Here is a 16,352-nt window from a genome sequence, read left to right as displayed (position 1 = left end):
CGGCCCCGGGGGGCGAAACGAAGGCCCCGGACACAGATCGTGATCTGTGTCCGGGGCCTTCGCCCTTGTGCAGGTGCGGTGGAGCTCCGGATCAGCCTGGGGTCACAGGCCGTTGACCCGGGCCTCGCGCGCCACGCCCAGGGGGCGGATGCCCGCGGTGGCGGCGCGCGCCCTTCGTCCGGCCATGGTGCGGTGGCGCCGGATCTGTCCCAGCATCCGCCGGCCGCGCAACGTCATCTCCAGCTCGAAGCGGGTCCGCGGATCACGCAGTGCCGAGCCGAAGAGCTTCTCGATCTGACGCAGCCTGTACCGCACGGTCTGCGGGTGCACCTGCAGCGTCTTCGCCGCCTCCGGTGCTCCCCCGCCCTCCAGCCACGCCAGCAGTGTGACTTCCAGCCGCTCGCTCTGACGGGGGGTGAGTTCGGCGAGCGGGCCGAGCCAGCGGGAGGAGAGGGCGGCGGCGAGGGATTCGTCTTGGAGCAGCAGCAGCATGGACAGATGATCGTCGACGAAGAGGACCTTCCCTTCCGAGCCACCGCCGATGCCGCCGCCCGGCGCGCCGGGCGGTGTCAGCTCCAGCAGCCGCCGGGCCCAGCGCACCGAGGAACCCGCGTCGCTCAGCGGCACGGTGTGCCCGACCGCCGCGGTACGGCCGCGCAGCAGGCCCTCCAGTGCCTCCCGGTCCTCATCCGGGTCGGGCACGAGCAGGCACAGCTCGCCCTCGACCGGGCTGACCAGTGCGTTACCGAACGCAGCGGCCAGCTGCGGTACTTCGCAAGGGGAGGCCAGCGCGACGGCACGAACCGTGTCGGGCAGCGGCCATCTCGCGGACCGGGCCAGCTCGGTCAGCCGCAGCTCCGGAATCTCCTCCTCTCCCAGCAGGATCGTGAACAGTTGCCGGCGTGCCCGGTCGATGGGCACGGCTGCCGCGACAGGACCCGTCGACGCGTTTTCACCGGCCATGTTCCTGATCTCCTGACGCTGGTACCCGAGTGCTGTCAGCAATGCCTGTTCCAGGGCCCATTGGGCGTCTTCGCGGTCAATTTCCCGCAGAAGTTCCGACATTGCCGGAATGCTGTACTGGAGTGCGTCCACCACCTGGTCAGCGAGTGTCGGCAGCTCCTTTCTCAGAACGCGCGTCCACTCGCCACGTGGGCGAGACCAGATGCGGTTTAGAACTTCGCACATCTCTACCTCGTTCCTGCCGGGTTGGGCCTGCGGTGCACGGGAGTGACAGGCCCGCGGAGGTTGCCTCCGATGCCGGTGTCCCGCCCCGGCTCCGGAGTTGAGGGTCCCCCTGCTTCCCCTGACTGCGCATCATCGGCACCACGGGGTGCGGCGGCGATCCCACTGCAGGAATTTGTCACAGAGCGATAAATCCTGTGAAGGTCCCGGGGAGTTTAGAGATGCTGCAACATCCCGACCACCGCATTTTGGTCGCGCAAAGTAGAGAGCACACACCGGAACGTCACCGGTCCTTTCCCGTTCAACAGCTTTGCGGTATAGGCCAGATGCGGGACCGAGGGTCAGGTCGGGGTTCGGCGACAGTGCGATCGGATTGATCCCGATGCCCCCAGAACAGCTCGAGCGGGCCCGCCCGACGCGAGGCCGCCGCTCCTCGGCGATCACCACCACCAGGCGAGGCGCCGCCAAGAGAGGCCCCGCCCGGAGAGGCCCGGCCGGAAGAGGCCCCGCCAGAGACACCGCAGACACCCTCGGCACCCGCGTCGGTCCGCGGTACACCGCCTTCGGGATCGTCGCCGCCCTGGCCCTCTTCCTCGCGATCAGCGAGCGCTCGATCGTCCGGCTGGTGTACTTCCTCGACTACTCGGCCGGGGTGATCGCCCTGTTGTCGCTGACGGCCAGCGTGCTGTGGGGCCTGGCCGCCACCGACCGGCTCGTCCTCGGCCCCGGCCACCGGCTGGTCGCGCAGGCGGTGCACCGGGGCACCGCCGTGGCCGGGCTGGGCTTCCTCGGCCTGCACATCTGGGCGAAGGTCACCGCGGGGTCGACGAGTTCGGTGTCGGCGGCGGTGCCGTTCCTGCCCGGCGCCCCGCAGTCGTTCGTGGTCGGACTGGGCACGGTCGCCGGATACCTCTTCCTGGCCGTCGCCGTGACCGGCGCCGTACGAGGGGTGTTCGCCCGGAACGGCCGCTCCCGCTGGTGGCGGGCGATGCACATGTGCGCCTACCTGGCCTGGGGCGTCGCCGTGGTGCACGGCCTGCGCGCCGGGCGCGGCGTGGAGTGGTGGGTGATGGCGGGGTACGTCGTGTGCCTGGCCGGAGTGACCGCGGTGCTCACGATGCGGCTCGTACCGCGGCGCGGCGCACCACGAATCAGCACACGCAAGAAGGAGCAACCGTGACCTCTGTCCTGCCCTCCCCCGTGACCACCTCCACCGCGGGCGCGATGCCTGCCCTGGCCTCCTACGGGCAGCCGCGGCTGCTGGCGGGCCTGGGCACCGGCGCGGGCTGGACCGGGCGGCTGGACCGTGTCCGCCATCTGACGGTGCACGGCTCGCTCCCCGACCTGCGCGCGGAGGAACTCGTCGGCCTCGCGGAGAACATCGACCTGCGGGGCCGGGGCGGCGCGGGCTTCCCGTTCGCGCGCAAGCTCCGTGCCGTGATCGAGTCGGCGTTCCGGCGCCAGGAGGCGCGTACGGCCATCGTCGTCAACGGCAGCGAGGGCGAGCCGAGTTGCCTCAAGGACACCGCTCTGCTGCTCTACTCCCCGCATCTGGTGCTGGACGGCGCACTGCTGGCCGCCCGCGCGCTCGGCGCCGATGAGGTGACCGTCGCCGTCACCAGGGCGGATGTGGAGCGCTCGGTACTGGACGCGGCCGCCGAACGCGGCCCCGCCAATCCGCGCGTACGCGTGGTCCGGCATCCCCAACGATTCGTCAGCGGGGAGTCCACCGCCCTCGTCAACGGTCTCAACCAGTTGCCCGTACTGCCCTCCGGCCGCAGCATCCGCTCGAGCGAGAGCGGCGTCGCGGGCCTGCCGACGCTGCTGTCGAACACCGAGACCTTCGCCCAGTTCGCCGTCTCCGCCCGCCTCGGCGCGCTGGAATACCGGGCCGTCGGGCTGCCCACCGAACCGGGCACGGTCCTGCTGACCGTCGCCGGGGAGCGGGTGGTGGAGACGCCGACCGGGGCGCCGCTCGCCTACTTGCTGGGACTGTGCGGCCTGGACCCCGGACAAGGTGTGCTGGTCGGCGGCTACCACGGCAAGTGGCTGGACAAGGACGCCGCCTGGACGGCACGGGTCTCCCGCGAGTCGCTCACCGCTCTGGGCTCCGCCTTCGGCGCGGGCGCGGTGCTGCCGCTGCCCGAAGAGACCTGTCCGGTCGGCGAGCTGGTGCGGGTGGCCCGCTGGATGGCGAAGGAGTCGGCAGGCCAGTGCGGACCCTGCGTGCTGGGGCTCCCGGCGCTGGCCGACGCGCTGGCACGGGCGGCCGACGGCGGCGGGGAGGCCGCCCTGGAAACCGTACGGGCGCGGTCCGCCGCCGTCACCAAACGCGGCGCCTGCAGCCATCCCGACGGCACGGCGCGGCTCGTGGTCTCGGCGCTCGAGACCTTTCCCGAGGAGTTCGCGGAGCACGCCCGCGGCCGTGGGTGCGGCCGTCCCGTGCTCGGCAGGCTGGCGGTCCCCGGCGAAGTGACGGGCACAGGTGGCGGCCGGGGCATCCGCGCCGGCCGCGCCGGCGACACCGCGGTGCGGGAGCAGAAGAAGGAACGGCTCATCGTCAACTGGACGCTGTGCCAGGGCCACGGGCTGTGCGCGGGGCTGGTTCCGGACGTGATCCAGCTGGATTCCGACGGCTTCCCCGCCACCGCCTCCGCCGAGGTGCCCGCCTACCAGCGCAAGCAGGCCCAGCGTGCCGTACGCCGCTGTCCGGCCCTGGCGCTGCGCATCGAGGAATGAGGCCGCGTACAGCGGCCTGCGGTGCGGTCCGGGGTCCGGTACGTGGTCCGGTATGCGGCGCTTCCCGGCGCGGGACGAGAGCCCGGGCCGGGGGTGCCGCACGAGCGGCGTACGTATACACCCGGCCGCGGGTTCACCGGAATCGGTGCGTTGGCACGTTCCGACAACTTCCCGCCGCCTGCCGGACCCCTGCACCAAACTCACTGCCAGTCACACAGTCGAGTGCTGAAGGAGCGGTCATGAGGAAGCAGCGTCACCTGGCACTGGCCGGGACCGCGGTCGCCCTGGCGATGTTCGCAACGGGGTGCGGTTCCGGCGACAACTCCGCTCAGGGTGACATCGAGCCGGCGGGCAACCAGGCCGCCGCCGACGGATACGGAGACTCGGGGGACGGCTCCGATTCGGGCTCCAAGGCCGGAAGCAAGGGGAAGAAGACCGCCCCTGCCAAGACCCTCGACGTGAAGAACACGGGCAAGCTGGGCCAGGTCGTCACCGACAGCAAGGGCTGGACGCTCTACCGCTTCGACGAGGACAGCGCCGCACCCTCCCAGTCCAACTGCGACGGCAAATGCGCTACGGCGTGGCCGCCCGTACCGGCCAAGGACGCCGAGGCGTCCCTGGGCATCGAGGCGGACAAACTGGGCAAGGTCGAGCGCACCGACGGATCCTGGCAGCTGACCCTCGGCGGCTGGCCCGTCTACCGGTACGCGAAGGACACCAAGCCGGGCGACACCAAGGGGCACGGCGTCGGTGGCACCTGGAACGCCCTGGCTCCCGACGGCAAGAGGGCGACCGCGAAGAACGCCACCCAGCTCAAGGCCGTCGACGACGCCGACCTGGGCCGGATACTCAACGACGCGAACGGCAGGACGCTCTACCGGTTCGACAAGGACTCCGCCTGGCCGATGAAGTCCAACTGCCAGGGCGCCTGCCTGGACACCTGGAAGCCGGCCAAGCCGGTCTCCAAAGCCAAGCTGAGCGGGGTGAACAAGAAGCTGGTGGGCACCTACACGCGCAAGGACGGCAGCAAGCAGCTGACCATCGACTGCTGGCCCGTCTACTGGTTCACCGGCGACACGGAGCCCGGCGACACCAACGGGCAGGGCAAGGCGGGCCTCTGGCACGCCGTCACCAACCAGGGCAAGAAGGCCGGGGTGACCCCCTGACCGGCCTGATCGCCCCGACCCGCCCTCCGCGGACGGCAACCCGCGTGAGCGGCCACTGACCCGCCCCCGAGCGCCCCGAACCGCCCCCGCGCCACCCGTGCCCGGGGCGAACGGCGCCGGGGGCGGGTCCTGTTGACACCGCGGCGCCGGCAGCGGCGCGCGTGGTGGGCGCCGTGGGGCGCGACATCACGGGTGGGGCGGTTCCCCCAGCCGGGCCAGCGCCGCCGCCGTCATCGCCGTCACGCCCATCGGGAGAGCGGCGCGGGCGTCCGGGGCGAACTCGGGTGAGTGATTGGCCGGCAGCGCCGCGAGCTTCTCGGCCGCGCCGGCGCCGGGCGCCCGGGACCACTGTCCGGCTCCCACCACCCCCAGCATCCAGTACACGAGCCCGATGCCCGTCGGCTCCTGGCCCGCGAACTCCTCGTCCGCGTAGCGCGGGAAGTCCTCGGTCGCCATGGCGGGAGGCCAGGTGGACACCCGCTGCGGACCGTAGAGCGCGCTGTGGGCACGCCGCACGGCCCCCGTCGCCTCATGGTCGGGGACGGTGACCGGCGAGCGGGAGACGACGGTGATCTCCGGCTCCCGCGGACACCCGGACGCGGTGCACTCGGCCCCGACGATCCGCTCCACCGCCGCCGTCAGCCGGTCCAGTGAAGTCTCCGACAGCGCACGGACGGTGAGGCCGAGAGTGGCCCGGTCGGCCACCACGTTGCTGTGCGAACCCGCGTTGAGGCAGCCGACGGTGAGCACCGCCTGCTCCGCCGGCGCCGTCTCCCGCGAGACCACGCCCTGCAGCCGCAGCACGACGGCCGCCGCGGTCAGCACCGGGTCGACGGCCAGGTGAGGGGCGCCGGCGTGCCCGCCGCGTCCGTGGATGACGACGTCCATGCCGACGCTGCCCGCCAGCAGCGGACCGTGCTCACGGGCGTGCGCGACCATGCCGGCCGGGAGCGGCGCGGCGTGCTGGGCGAGGACGGTGCCGGGTCGCCCGAACCGTTCGTACAGGCCGTCCCGCAGCATCGCTTCGGCGCCCTCGAGGGTCTCCTCGGCGGGCTGCCCGACGATCATCACGGTGCCACGCCAATGGTCGGTGGCCCGCGCGAGCAGCGTCGCGGCTCCGGCCACGGCCGCCGCGTGCAGGTCGTGGCCGCAGGCGTGCATCACGGGGCCGTCGCTGGCGTAGGCGAGGCCGGTGCGCTCCCGCACCGGCAGGGCGTCCAGTTCGGTACGCAGCATGATCCGCGGACCGGAGCCGTTGCGCAGCAGGCCCACGACACCGTGGCCGCCGACCCCGCGGGTCACCTCGTACCGCTCCCCCGCCAGCCAGTCCGCGAACCGGGCCGCGGTGCGGCTCTCCCGGCCGGACAGCTCCGGGTGCTGATGCAGGTCGAGGTAGAAGGCGAGGAGCGGGCTGAGGATCTCCCGCAGCCCGTCCAGTACGGGGGCGTTCTCGCCGGTGTAGGCGACGGGTCGGCTCACGGGAACCATCCTTGCAGCAGTGATCCCCGGAGCGCCCTGGCATCCCGCTGACACCTGGTGTCAGCGGGATGTCAGCGGAAGACCGATTCATCTGCCAGCGCGGTGGGCTGGAATGGGAGCACACCTCGGCCACCGGGACGACCGGCGGCCGGCCTTCCATAAAGGAGTCCCCATGGCTGAGAAGTCCTCCCTCGTCTCCCTCGCGGACGAGATCCTGGAGCTGGAGTCGGAGACCTTCGAGATCTCGGACTACTCGGACGCGAGCGAGGTCGTCCTCGCCGGTTCGACGAGCTGCTCGTCCACCTCGACCTGCTCCTCGACGACCAGCACCACCTCCTGCAGCGCCTGACACCCGGCACGCGGACACAGCACGGGCAGGCGGCTCCCTCCGGTCGGAGGGGGCCGCCTGCGTCCCGTTACGGGAAGGGGTGCGGCACCCGGCGGATCTCCGCGTCCGTCAGGTCCGCCGCGCGCAGCCCCGCCCGCCGGGCCGCGGTGCGCAACCGGGGCATCAGCGGGGCGCGCTGACGCGACCAGCCGAAGTCGATGGGCAGCAGTCCCGGCACGATGGTGCTCACCGTGCACAGGCCGATGCGCCGCTGCTCCGGCGTCGTCTGGTCCACGACGATCACGTCGTGGCCGGCCAGCAGCAGCTGGTCCCGGCAGAGCGCGACATCGTCGAGCAGGTCGCCGGTGCGCGGCCGGTGCCGCTCCTGCCAGTCGCCGTACAGCTCCTCCACCGGCCGCCGCGTTCTGGGCTCCAGGTAGCCGCGGACGTGCTCGGCCATCCGCGGCAGCCCGTACAGCTGCGCGTGGTCCTTCAGGTGCAGTACCTTCCCGAAGTCCGCTGCCATGGCCTCGAGTTCGCCGCGGCGCTCCTCCACCTGCCGGGGCAGGTGCGGGATGTAGGTGAGCACCTCGGACAACGCGCTCTCCACGGCCGCCTCGGGGTCCAGGCCCGCCCCGGCGCCGAAGGAGAAGCTGCCGGGCCCGCCGTCCCGCCGTACGGCCAGGGCGGTCACGACGGGCACCGTGAGATCGATGCGGTTGTCGAAGGCGCGGACGTCGTAGCCCTGCAGGGCCGCCCGGTCGGTCATCGCCGTGACGGTGCCGCCGCTCACCGAGGCCAGATCGATCTCGGGGAGCGGAGTGCCGCCGTACCAGGCCAGCAGGAAGGCGTCCCGCTCGATGAGTTCCAGCAGCCCGCCCAGCACCGCCTCCTCCAGGCAGCTGCCGATGGCGCAGCCGTTGGAGCATTCGAAGACGAAGTTGTCGGCGGCGAGACCGGCGCTGTAGTAGACCAGCCGGGCCGGCACGAGGACGGGACGGTTCTCGCCCAGCGAATGACCCCACACCCACGGGATCTCGCGGTCCGGGTCGAACGGGCTGAGCATCGGGTCCTCGCGGTAGGTCTCCGGCGCGTAGAAACCGCACGCGGCCGGGTCGAGCGCCTCGTCGGCCACTGCGCTGTACGCCTCCGTGAGCAGGGTGGTGCCGCACCGCCGGTGGGTTCCGGCGTAGCGTTCCAGCCCTTCCAGGAAGGCGAGGTCGCGGCTGGCGTCGAAGCCGTTGGCCTGACCGCTCCAGGTGACGTCGGTCAGACCCGCGTAGCCGCGCATGAAGACGCTGCCCGCGACGGGCGCGGTGGTCGGCGAGGTGACGTTGATCCAGGTGCCGGCGCCGAGCATGCCGGTGACCGGATTGGCAAGCGCGGTGACCGGCATCGGGTAGGAGGACGCCGCCCGCATCCGGTAGGAGTCCGGATCCGGTTTGGGCCGGCTGACCAGCGGCAGGGGGACGCCCTGCCCGGTGGCGGGGTCGCGCGGTCCGCAGTCCGGGCAGAGCGGGTCGGCGAGCAGCGGATACGTCCCTACCGCGAGGGTCTCCAGGTCCAGCCGGGAGACCTGGGGCAGCGCCCGGTCGGCCGGGGTCAGCCCCGCGCCCGGCGCCCGGCCGCCGGGGCGCAGGACCGCCTCGTACAGGGCGCCCACGGCGTCGAGGGCGTACTCCGGCAGCAGCGGCCAGTCGCCGGTGGCCCGCATACCGCTGCCGGTCTCCAGCGCGTCCCGTTCGGTACGGGTGCGCAGTCGCTGCCAGCGCATGGCCAGACAGCGCCCGCAGGCCGGCGCCGTACCGTCGCCGCCCCAGGGGCCCACCAGGACCGCCTGGACGGTGAGATGGACGGCGGCGCCGGCGCGTACGGCGGCGTACGGGTCGCCCTGGGCGGCTCCCAGCGCGTCGCCCGCTCCCAGCGGCACCACGAGTGGCACCCGCTCCCCCGCGCATCGTTCGCCCAGGGCTCTCTGCAGCCGGTGGCGGGCGGCCTCCAGTGGGGTGCCGTCCGTGACGGACGTGGTGGTCATGCCCTGTTGCTCCAGCGGAAGGTCTTGAGCGCGACCGCGCCGAAGATGACGGTGAAGGCGATGAGTCCGCCGCAGCCCATGACGATGTCGCCCATGTCGCCGCGGCCGGTGAGCGCCGCTGCGGCCGCGTCGTTGAGGTAACGCAGCGGCAGTATCCGGGACATGGTCTGCAGCCAGGAGGGCAGCATGTCGATCGGCAGGAAGGAACCGGACAGGAACGCCATCGGAACCATGAGGCAGTTGGCGATGGCGGCGACCGCTTCCGGAGTGTCGGCCACGGATCCGATGACCACACCGATGGTGAGGAACGCGGTGATGCCGAACACCAGGGCGGGCAGCACCAGCGGCCAGTCGCCGTTCAGCTCCAGGCCGAACGGCGGCAGCATCGCGATACCGACGAACAGCACGGCCTGCACGACACCGACGGCCAGCGCCAGCACGTACCGGGAGCCGAGCACGGACGGCAGCCTCGTCGGCGTCATCCGGATGAGCCGCAGCAGGTCGTCGCGCCGCCACTGCATCAGCGTGAAGGCCACGCTGAAGACGGCCGCGGTGGCGACGCCCCAGGACATCACGCCGGGCGCGATGTAGGAGATGTACGGGCGGCCCGTCTCGTCCACGTCCTGGCCGCTGAAGATCACCCCGAACACGACGAGGAAGATCAGCGGGAAGGCGAAGGTGAAGAAGAGGGTGGCCTTGTCCCGGATCTGCGCCCGGTATCCGGCTCCTGTCAGTGCCGCGTACGCGCTCATGCCTGCCGCTCCGTGTCGTCGTCGCTGTCCGGGCCGGTCCCGGTACGGGATCCCGTGAGTTCGAGGTAGACGTCCTCGAGGGTGGCGGTGCGGGTCTGCACGCCGGTCAGACCGCCGAGCTTGTCGACCGCCGTGAGGACCTGGCCGGAGACCCGCGTCTCCAGGACGAGCGAACCGCCCTGGACCGTGGCCCGTTCGACGCCCGGGATCTCCAGCGCCCGCTCGGGGCTCAGCCGTCCGGCGGGGATCATCAGCCGGGTCGGCGCACCGGCCTTGGCCACCAGGTTGTGCGGTGAGTCCAGGGCGGCGACCGACCCGTCGATGAGGATGGCGACCCGGTCGCACAGGGCCTCGGCCTCGTCCAGGTGGTGGGTGGTGTAGACGATGGTGCGCCCCCGTTTCTTCAGGCCGCGCAGCACCTCCCACAGGTCACGCCGGGCCTGCGGGTCCAGCGCCGCCGTCGGCTCGTCGAGGAAGATCAGTTCCGGCTCGTGCACGAGCGCGGACGCGATCGCCAGCCGCTGGCGCTGGCCGCCGGAGAGGTTCTCGACCATCACATCGCGCTGTGCGGTGAGCCCGACGGCGCTCAGCGCGTCGCCCGCGGCCTGCTTTCCGACGCCGAAGAGCGCGGCGACGGTGGACAGGTGCTCGCGGGCCGTCTGGCGCACGAAGAAGGCCGAGGACTGGGTCTGCACACCCATGCGCGGCAGCAGCGCGACATCGCGCGGCCAGGGGGAGCGGCCCAGGACGGTGACCGTCCCGGAGTCCGCCTCGCGCAAGCCCTCCATGATCTCCACGAGCGTCGTCTTCCCCGCTCCGTTGGGGCCGAGGAGACCGAAGAACTCGCCTCGTCGCACCTCCAGCGACACCCCCGCGACGGCCTGGTGACCGCCGTAGCGTTTGCGTACCTCCTCGATGACGATCGTCGTGTCCGGTGATGCCTCGTGCCGTTCGCTCGGCAGAGCCCTTGCCTCGGTCATGTGATTCCGTGCCCCTCGGTGCTGACAGCTCGTCATGGAACTAGCAGGAAAACGGCAGCGGTCATCACCCCCGCCAGCATGGTGCAGACAAGGACCGCCGAACCGATCCCGTACACGGTGTAGAGAGTCCGCGCCCGGCGCGGATAGGCGGCGGCGGCAGCCCGGTCCCGCATCCGCAGCCGGAGGTACCGTCCGCTCTCCGGCGCGTAGCCGGAGACGCGCAGAGCGTGGCTGAGCATGGCGTAGCCGTCCAGGGGCGGCAACGGCACCAGATTCACCAGTGCCTGGAAGCTGCCGAGCAGCAGCAGGCCGGAGAGGACTCTGCGGGTGGAATCCTCCGGCGGCAGCGCGGACCACCAGCCCAGGAAGGGAAGCAGCAACAGCAGGTTCACGAAGGCACCCGCACCGGCGATGGCCAGCTGGTGCCTGCGGCGGCGCAGATACAGGTAGTTGTCGACGGTGCAGTACATGATCGCCATCGGCAGCCGCCAGCGCAGTCCGATCTCGCTGACCGTTCCGCCGTAGTGGCGGGCGGCGACGCCGTGCGCGAGCTCGTGCAGGGCGATGCTGAACCAGATCACGACGCAGACGGCCAGCAGTGCGACAGGGTGCCGGAACAGCCACCAGGTGTCCCGGGCCAGCTCGCCGACCCGCGCGGCGAGCAGCACCTCCATGGCCACGACGAGGCCGAGCAGCGGCAGCAGCACCTGCGGACGCAGCAGCGGACGCAGCACGCGGTGCAGCCGGCCGGTGGTCGCCCCGGCGTCGGCGACCAGCCGCAACCTGCCCCGGAGCACTCCTCCTTGACGCCTGCCGCTCTGCGGCTCCCCGGGGCGCGGCCGGCGTGGGGCACCGGCCAGGAGGCCACGGCTGCCCAGAAGTGCCAGCAGCTGCTGCCAGTTGGCCTCGCCCAGCCGTTTGCCGAAGCTCCGTGCGTACTCCGCGCCGATCTCCTCGAGACTGCGCCCGCCGTCCAGCCGGGAGATGAGGAAGTGTTCCCTGGCGCCCACCTCGAAGGAGGTGCCGCTGACCGGGTCCTTGATCAGGTGCACGGTCGCGGCCGCCCGCAGCAGCGGCGGGCTGAGCAGCACTTCGGAACGGAGCGCGGGACGGTGGGAGAGCAGCCCGGCGCCCTCGGCGGTCACGGTCTCACCACCGGTGCGGGCGCCTGCTCGCTCTCGAGGTCGGCACGGAGCACCCGTCCGAGCACGTGCGCGAGATACGCCTCGTCGCGGATCGTCACATGCAGCCGGTTGTTGGTCATGTGCATATAGGGGGACAGCAGCGTCGGCAGCACGACGGCCAGATCTGTGACCGGCTCGGCCTGCGCGTCCGCCGGCGGGGCGTCCGGAGGGGTGAAGCGCAGATCACCGCGTCCGGCCAGGGCGACGACACGCTCGCGCAGTTCCAGGCAGTGTTCGGACCAGCCGCGCAGGAAGGCGGGCAGCCGCCCGAGTTCACCGGTATCCGCCGGCTGCCCGGCCCGCGCCGAACGCATGGCCGCCACGGCCCCGCGGATCTCGCGGTAGCGCCGGCCGAGGCCGGGAGCCGTCTCCGCGAAACTGTGGTCGTACTCCTTCGATCCGATGAATCCGGTGCCGGGGAACGCGCGGTGCCAGAATTCGTAGTACTGGTCGAGGTAGTCCGCCTGTTTCCCGTCCTCGGGCAGAAAACAGCTCAGCATCACCATCATCAGCTGGGCGGACGTGCCCAGAAGCACTGTCCGCAGGTGGAGGTTCATGGTGCCCAGCGCCGCCATGACGAGGTCGCTGGAGTGCGCGAAGTGCCATTCGGCGAGGTCGACCCCGGCCGGTCCGCCGTACTTCGCGTACTCGGGCTCGTAGGGCTGGTAGAAGCGGGAATTGTTCGGCCGCAGGTTCATCCGGCCGTCCTCACCCATGAAGGGGCTGCGGTCGCCCTGGGGGAACTCGATCTCGAACAGCGTGTTGTAGAACTCGTTGAGGAAGCCGGTGTCGACCTCGTAGAGGGCAGGTCGCGTGCGCAGGAACTCGTCGATGGCCTCCTCGGCCCGGCGGCGCACCTCGGCGGTGGCGGCGGGCGAGGCGGGCTTGAGCCGGAGCCGTACGTGGGGCCCCTCGAGCCAGTAGTTGAGGAAGAAGTGCCCGGCCAGCAGTCCGTCGGCGTGGAGACCGGCGATCAGCGGACGGACGCAGTTGACCAGCAGCGGTTGCGGGCTGGCGGCGTAGAAGATGTGGATCGCCTGCCACTCGCCGTGGCCGCCGTCGGGGACCGGGCCCGGGTGCTCGCTGTGGGAAGTCAGCTCTGACATGCGGGCACGTCCTTCGCGGGTCGGGTCGAGGTGAAGGTCTCGACGGCCAGTTCGGCGACATGGCTGCCCCGCTCGGACCGCACGTGCAGTCCGTCCTCGGTGGGGAGCATCTCCCTCAGGACGACCCTGCCCTCGCCGTCGGCGTCGCTCTTGAGCAGTGCCTCGAAAGCCGTCAGGGAGAGGCAGCTGTCGAAGTCCAGGTACTGCGGCTTGGCTCCGGCGGGGCCCCGCGACCCACTGGAGACCGTCGCGAACACCTGTGCGGGCAGGCCGTGCCGGCGTCGCCAGCGCTGCCAGTCGAGGAACCAGGTGTGCTCTGCGACGCCGGGCTGCTGCCGGCCGGGCAGTACGGCCGCGGTCGTGGTCCAGCTGCGGCGGCTCAGTACGAGGTCGCCGTAGCGCACCCGCGGCCGTACCGTCACTCCCTCCTGCGCCGTGGCCTCCGGAACCCCTCCCCAGACGTCCAGCCGCGCTATCGAGGTCGGCGAGAGCAGCAGCAGGGTGCGGGAGATCTCCGGCAGAGCGATCGGCACCAGGTAGCCGAGGTAGACGGGGATGACTTCACGCCCCAGCCGCCGGGACCGCAGCACCAGCCGGTCGGCGGCCTCGTCGTGGTCGAGGTACAGGTCGGCGAGGTGGATGCGGGCCTCCTCCGGAACCGTGGAGGTCTCGCCGGGGCACACGATCTCGTAGTCGGTCAGCCGGCCGTGCAGGTTGAGGTTGCTGGTGACCGCGCCGCCGGTGACCTCGGCCAGCACGGCGTTCTCGGGCGCCATCGCGGTAGCGGTCTGTCGCAGCGTGTCCGACAGGTTCTCTCCGCCGTCCTGGCCGTCCTGGCCGCTCTGGCCGTAGACGTGGGTGAAGCGGCTGAAGGGGAAGGACATGCCCCCGTAGGAGCGGTTGAGCACGACCAGGGAGTCACCGTTCTCGCGCGCCAGCTGGAGATGGTGGCTCTGCGGTGCGAAGCCCGGGGCGACCGGGGTGAGTTCCGCGGCCACCTCCTCGATGTGCTCCTCGTGGAGCCGTAGTTCGGCCGATTCCCCGCCCTCGGACCACAGCGTGCGCATCCGGTCGACGAACACCCGGCGGGCCGAGTCGATCGCCTTGATGCCGGGCAGCTTCAGCCAGTTCTCCTCCGCCACGTACTCACCCCGGTCGTCGAACGCCCGGCGCTTCGCGGTGAAGGACAGGTACTGGTCGAAGAAGTCCTCGTGGAAGTCGTGCACGAGTCCGAGGAGGTCCTCGCACCGCCCGCCGCGGCCGTAGCGGGCCAGAAAGAAGCCCTTGAAGGTGACCCGTTGCGGCAGCGTGAGGTCGAAGGCCGGGAGGATGCTCTCCACGGCACGCAGCTCGCCGCCCGTCCGCCCGGTCCAGGACCGCAGCCCGCACGCCAGGTCGCGCCCCGCGCTGACGTCCTCGTAGAGCAGGGTCTGCGGCAGGGTCGCCTCGTCCCCGCCGAGCTGCCGCTGCAAGCGCTGCAGCCGTTCACGCAACTCCCCTAGCAGCGCTGTCCGTTGGGAGGCGTCCTGGTCCGGGAAGGCGTCGATGGCCGCGACCGGGCCGTCCAGGCCGTTCGCGATCACGTCCGCCCAGGGGCGGTCGAGGGTGCGCAGGGCCTGCTGGAAGGAGCGCAGCGGATCCTCACCGTGCACGTCGGTGTCCAGGCAGGGCACCCGCACCATGCCGAGCTGGAGCAGCGCGGACACATAGGTCTCGCTCTGCTCGGCCGGCGCGTCGTGCTCGGTGCTCAGCCAGTCGACCAGCTCATGATAGCGCAGCTCCGGACGGTCCTCGAACAGGCCGAACAGCCGGTCCAGGATGCCGCTGCGGCGCAGGAAGAACAGCCGGTCCTTGACCGAGTCGAAGGTGACGGTGGCGTCGTCGTCGCCGGCCGTCACCCAGCGGCGCACGTACCTGACCCGGTCCTCGTCCCGTCCCCAGCCGGAGGCGAGGCGGACGGGAAGGTCTCCGCGCCGCGCGGGGTCGGCGAGGATCAGTTCGGCAAGCCTGCCGAGCACCACCACATTGAGACGGGCGTGGCTCGTCCAGTCCGGTGCCGGGCGGATCGCCGCGTCCTCGCCGTCCTCGGTGCCGTCGGCGGCCTCCTCGAACAGCCCGGTCGCGACCGCGGTGAAGGTACTGAACGGGCTCGTCTTGCACGCTGTCCGGTAGACGTACGACAGCAGGGACCGCTCGATCTTCCGCATCCGCTTGTCGGGGCGGGCGCCGGATCCGGCTTTGCGCAGGTAGCCGTCGAGCTGGCCGTCCAGTGTCGGGGAGGCGAGCAGCAGCCCGAGCCGCAGCCGCTGTTCGGTCATCAGGCCGCGCAGCGCGGTGCGGCTTCCGGCCAGGTCTGCGGCGAGCACGTGCTCGCCGCCGGCGAGCAGTTCCGCCAGCCGCTGCCGGTCGCCCAGCCATTCGGCGGTGCGCTTTCCCGCGGCCGGGTCCAGGCCGGTGACCAGGTCCACGGCCGCCGAGGGATCCGCGGGCAGCCGGTTGTTGAAGATGTGGCGGCGCAGCGCGAGCAGTTCGCGCCGGCGCGCGTCCCCGCTCCCGCGTACGGCGGTGTCGCCTGCGGTCACCAAGTCGTGCAGGACATCGCTGAGTTCGGCGGCGCCCTCGCGCAGCAGGTCTTCGGCGGCAAGCACGTCGGCGGCCCATCGGCAGCTTTCGGCGCAGCGCAGCGCGCGGACGGACTCGACGGGCAGTCCGGCGACACGGAGCATGAACCGGCGGCCGGGCTCCCAGGTCGTCACAGAGGTCATGGCGGGTTCCCCCATCGCCGGTCAGGCGATCTCGTAGCGGAAGTCGGCGGACTGCGGCCGCTCATGACCGAGCAGCATGATCAGCAGCGGTGTCTCCCCGGTTCTCTCGAGGCGGAGTTCTTCGATGTAGGAGTCGTTGTCGAAGCCGAGCGCGACGCCCGACCCGAGGCCGAGGGCCGCGCAGGCGGTGTAGAAGGCCTGCGAAACCGCCCCGACGGTGGCCCCGTAGAGCCGGTACCCGCGGTCGCCGACCGCGTCGAGCACGGCACGCGTGCGGACGGTGGGGACGAGCACCGCACCGCTCTGCTCGAGGTTGTAGTTGGCGAGGAAGTAGTTGCGCTGCAGAAACCCGCCGTGCGGACCGGGCACCACCAGGCGCAGGGCGTGGGCGGTGGGGTCGTACTCGTAGGCGCCCGGCTCGACGCCCTCCACATGACTGACGAAGGCGTAGAGCTTGGTCAGCCGGGGCGCGTCCGGAGGTTCCGCGTCGGTCTCCAGCGACACGGCGGCGGAGGCGGCCAGCGCCGTGCCCAGTTGCCCGGCGGTGATGGGGCGTCTCGCGTCGAAGCGGCCGAAGCTGCTGCGGCGGCGGCGCAGCGCCTCGCGCACGGTCATCGGCGGCAGTTCGGGGGG

The 16,352-nt window shown here is 71.7% G+C and carries 13 protein-coding genes; 4 read left to right on the top strand and 9 right to left on the bottom strand.

Annotated features, from left to right (window positions below; genetic code table 11):
• Nucleotides 1-102: 102 nt before the first annotated feature.
• Nucleotides 103-1,065, bottom strand: coding sequence for a PucR family transcriptional regulator (locus tag ACRDP3_RS15535; RefSeq protein ID WP_431517533.1), 963 nt, complete (start codon nt 1,063-1,065; stop codon nt 103-105).
• Between the two features lie 502 nt (nt 1,066-1,567).
• On the opposite strand from ACRDP3_RS15535, the gene ACRDP3_RS15530 reads away from it, so the two are divergent.
• The 3 genes from ACRDP3_RS15530 to ACRDP3_RS15520 all read left to right on the top strand — a co-directional run bounded on the left by ACRDP3_RS15530 (nt 1,568) and on the right by ACRDP3_RS15520 (nt 5,090).
• Nucleotides 1,568-2,365: a hypothetical protein gene (locus tag ACRDP3_RS15530; protein ID WP_431517532.1), complete on the top strand. Its 798-nt coding sequence runs from the start codon at nt 1,568-1,570 to the stop codon at nt 2,363-2,365.
• Nucleotides 2,362-3,924: an NADH-ubiquinone oxidoreductase-F iron-sulfur binding region domain-containing protein gene (locus ACRDP3_RS15525; protein ID WP_431517531.1), complete on the top strand. Its 1,563-nt coding sequence runs from the start codon at nt 2,362-2,364 to the stop codon at nt 3,922-3,924. Before ACRDP3_RS15530 ends, ACRDP3_RS15525 begins: the two co-directional genes overlap by 4 nt.
• Before the next feature lie 239 nt (nt 3,925-4,163).
• Nucleotides 4,164-5,090 carry an SCO0930 family lipoprotein gene (locus ACRDP3_RS15520; RefSeq protein ID WP_431517530.1) on the top strand — a complete coding sequence of 309 codons (927 nt, stop codon included), beginning with the start codon at nt 4,164-4,166 and terminating at the stop codon, nt 5,088-5,090.
• A gap of 186 nt (nt 5,091-5,276) precedes the next feature.
• Here ACRDP3_RS15520 and ACRDP3_RS15515 read toward each other — a convergent pair whose 3' ends face one another.
• Nucleotides 5,277-6,578 carry an amidohydrolase gene (locus tag ACRDP3_RS15515; RefSeq protein WP_431517529.1) on the bottom strand — a complete coding sequence of 434 codons (1,302 nt, stop codon included), beginning with the start codon at nt 6,576-6,578 and terminating at the stop codon, nt 5,277-5,279.
• A gap of 163 nt (nt 6,579-6,741) precedes the next feature.
• On the opposite strand from ACRDP3_RS15515, the gene ACRDP3_RS15510 reads away from it, so the two are divergent.
• Entirely contained in the window at nt 6,742-6,918 is a 177-nt protein-coding gene (locus ACRDP3_RS15510) for a thiazolylpeptide-type bacteriocin (protein ID WP_431517528.1), read from the top strand.
• 67 nt (nt 6,919-6,985) lie between these two features.
• Here ACRDP3_RS15510 and ACRDP3_RS15505 read toward each other — a convergent pair whose 3' ends face one another.
• The 7 genes from ACRDP3_RS15505 to ACRDP3_RS15475 all read right to left on the bottom strand — a co-directional run.
• Complete coding sequence (locus ACRDP3_RS15505) at nt 6,986-8,932, bottom strand: TOMM precursor leader peptide-binding protein (protein WP_431517527.1); 1,947 nt, start codon at nt 8,930-8,932, stop codon at nt 6,986-6,988.
• Nucleotides 8,929-9,684 carry an ABC transporter permease gene (locus tag ACRDP3_RS15500; RefSeq protein WP_431517526.1) on the bottom strand — a complete coding sequence of 252 codons (756 nt, stop codon included), beginning with the start codon at nt 9,682-9,684 and terminating at the stop codon, nt 8,929-8,931. The genes ACRDP3_RS15505 and ACRDP3_RS15500 overlap by 4 nt, the downstream gene beginning before the upstream one ends.
• Nucleotides 9,681-10,664: an ATP-binding cassette domain-containing protein gene (locus ACRDP3_RS15495; protein ID WP_431517525.1), complete on the bottom strand. Its 984-nt coding sequence runs from the start codon at nt 10,662-10,664 to the stop codon at nt 9,681-9,683. Before ACRDP3_RS15495 ends, ACRDP3_RS15500 begins: the two co-directional genes overlap by 4 nt.
• Before the next feature lie 32 nt (nt 10,665-10,696).
• On the bottom strand, nt 10,697-11,809 hold the full coding sequence (locus ACRDP3_RS15490) for a peptidase M50 (RefSeq protein WP_431517524.1): 1,113 nt from the start codon (nt 11,807-11,809) through the stop codon (nt 10,697-10,699).
• On the bottom strand, nt 11,806-12,954 hold the full coding sequence (locus ACRDP3_RS15485) for a lantibiotic dehydratase C-terminal domain-containing protein (protein WP_431517523.1): 1,149 nt from the start codon (nt 12,952-12,954) through the stop codon (nt 11,806-11,808). Before ACRDP3_RS15485 ends, ACRDP3_RS15490 begins: the two co-directional genes overlap by 4 nt.
• The gene (locus tag ACRDP3_RS15480; RefSeq protein ID WP_431517522.1) at nt 12,942-15,719 is read right to left on the bottom strand and encodes a lantibiotic dehydratase; all 2,778 of its coding nucleotides are present in this window, start codon (nt 15,717-15,719) and stop codon (nt 12,942-12,944) included. The genes ACRDP3_RS15485 and ACRDP3_RS15480 overlap by 13 nt, the downstream gene beginning before the upstream one ends.
• Nucleotides 15,720-15,740: 21 nt before the next feature.
• Nucleotides 15,741-16,352: nitroreductase family protein (locus ACRDP3_RS15475; RefSeq protein ID WP_431517521.1), on the bottom strand; the 612-nt coding region annotated here is incomplete at its 5' end.

The organism is Streptomyces sp. (genome assembly GCF_050698815.1).
GTDB lineage: Bacteria > Actinomycetota > Actinomycetes > Streptomycetales > Streptomycetaceae > Streptomyces.
The sequence above is the reverse complement of the archived record's forward strand: the minus strand, read 5'-3'. Positions and strand labels throughout refer to the sequence as shown.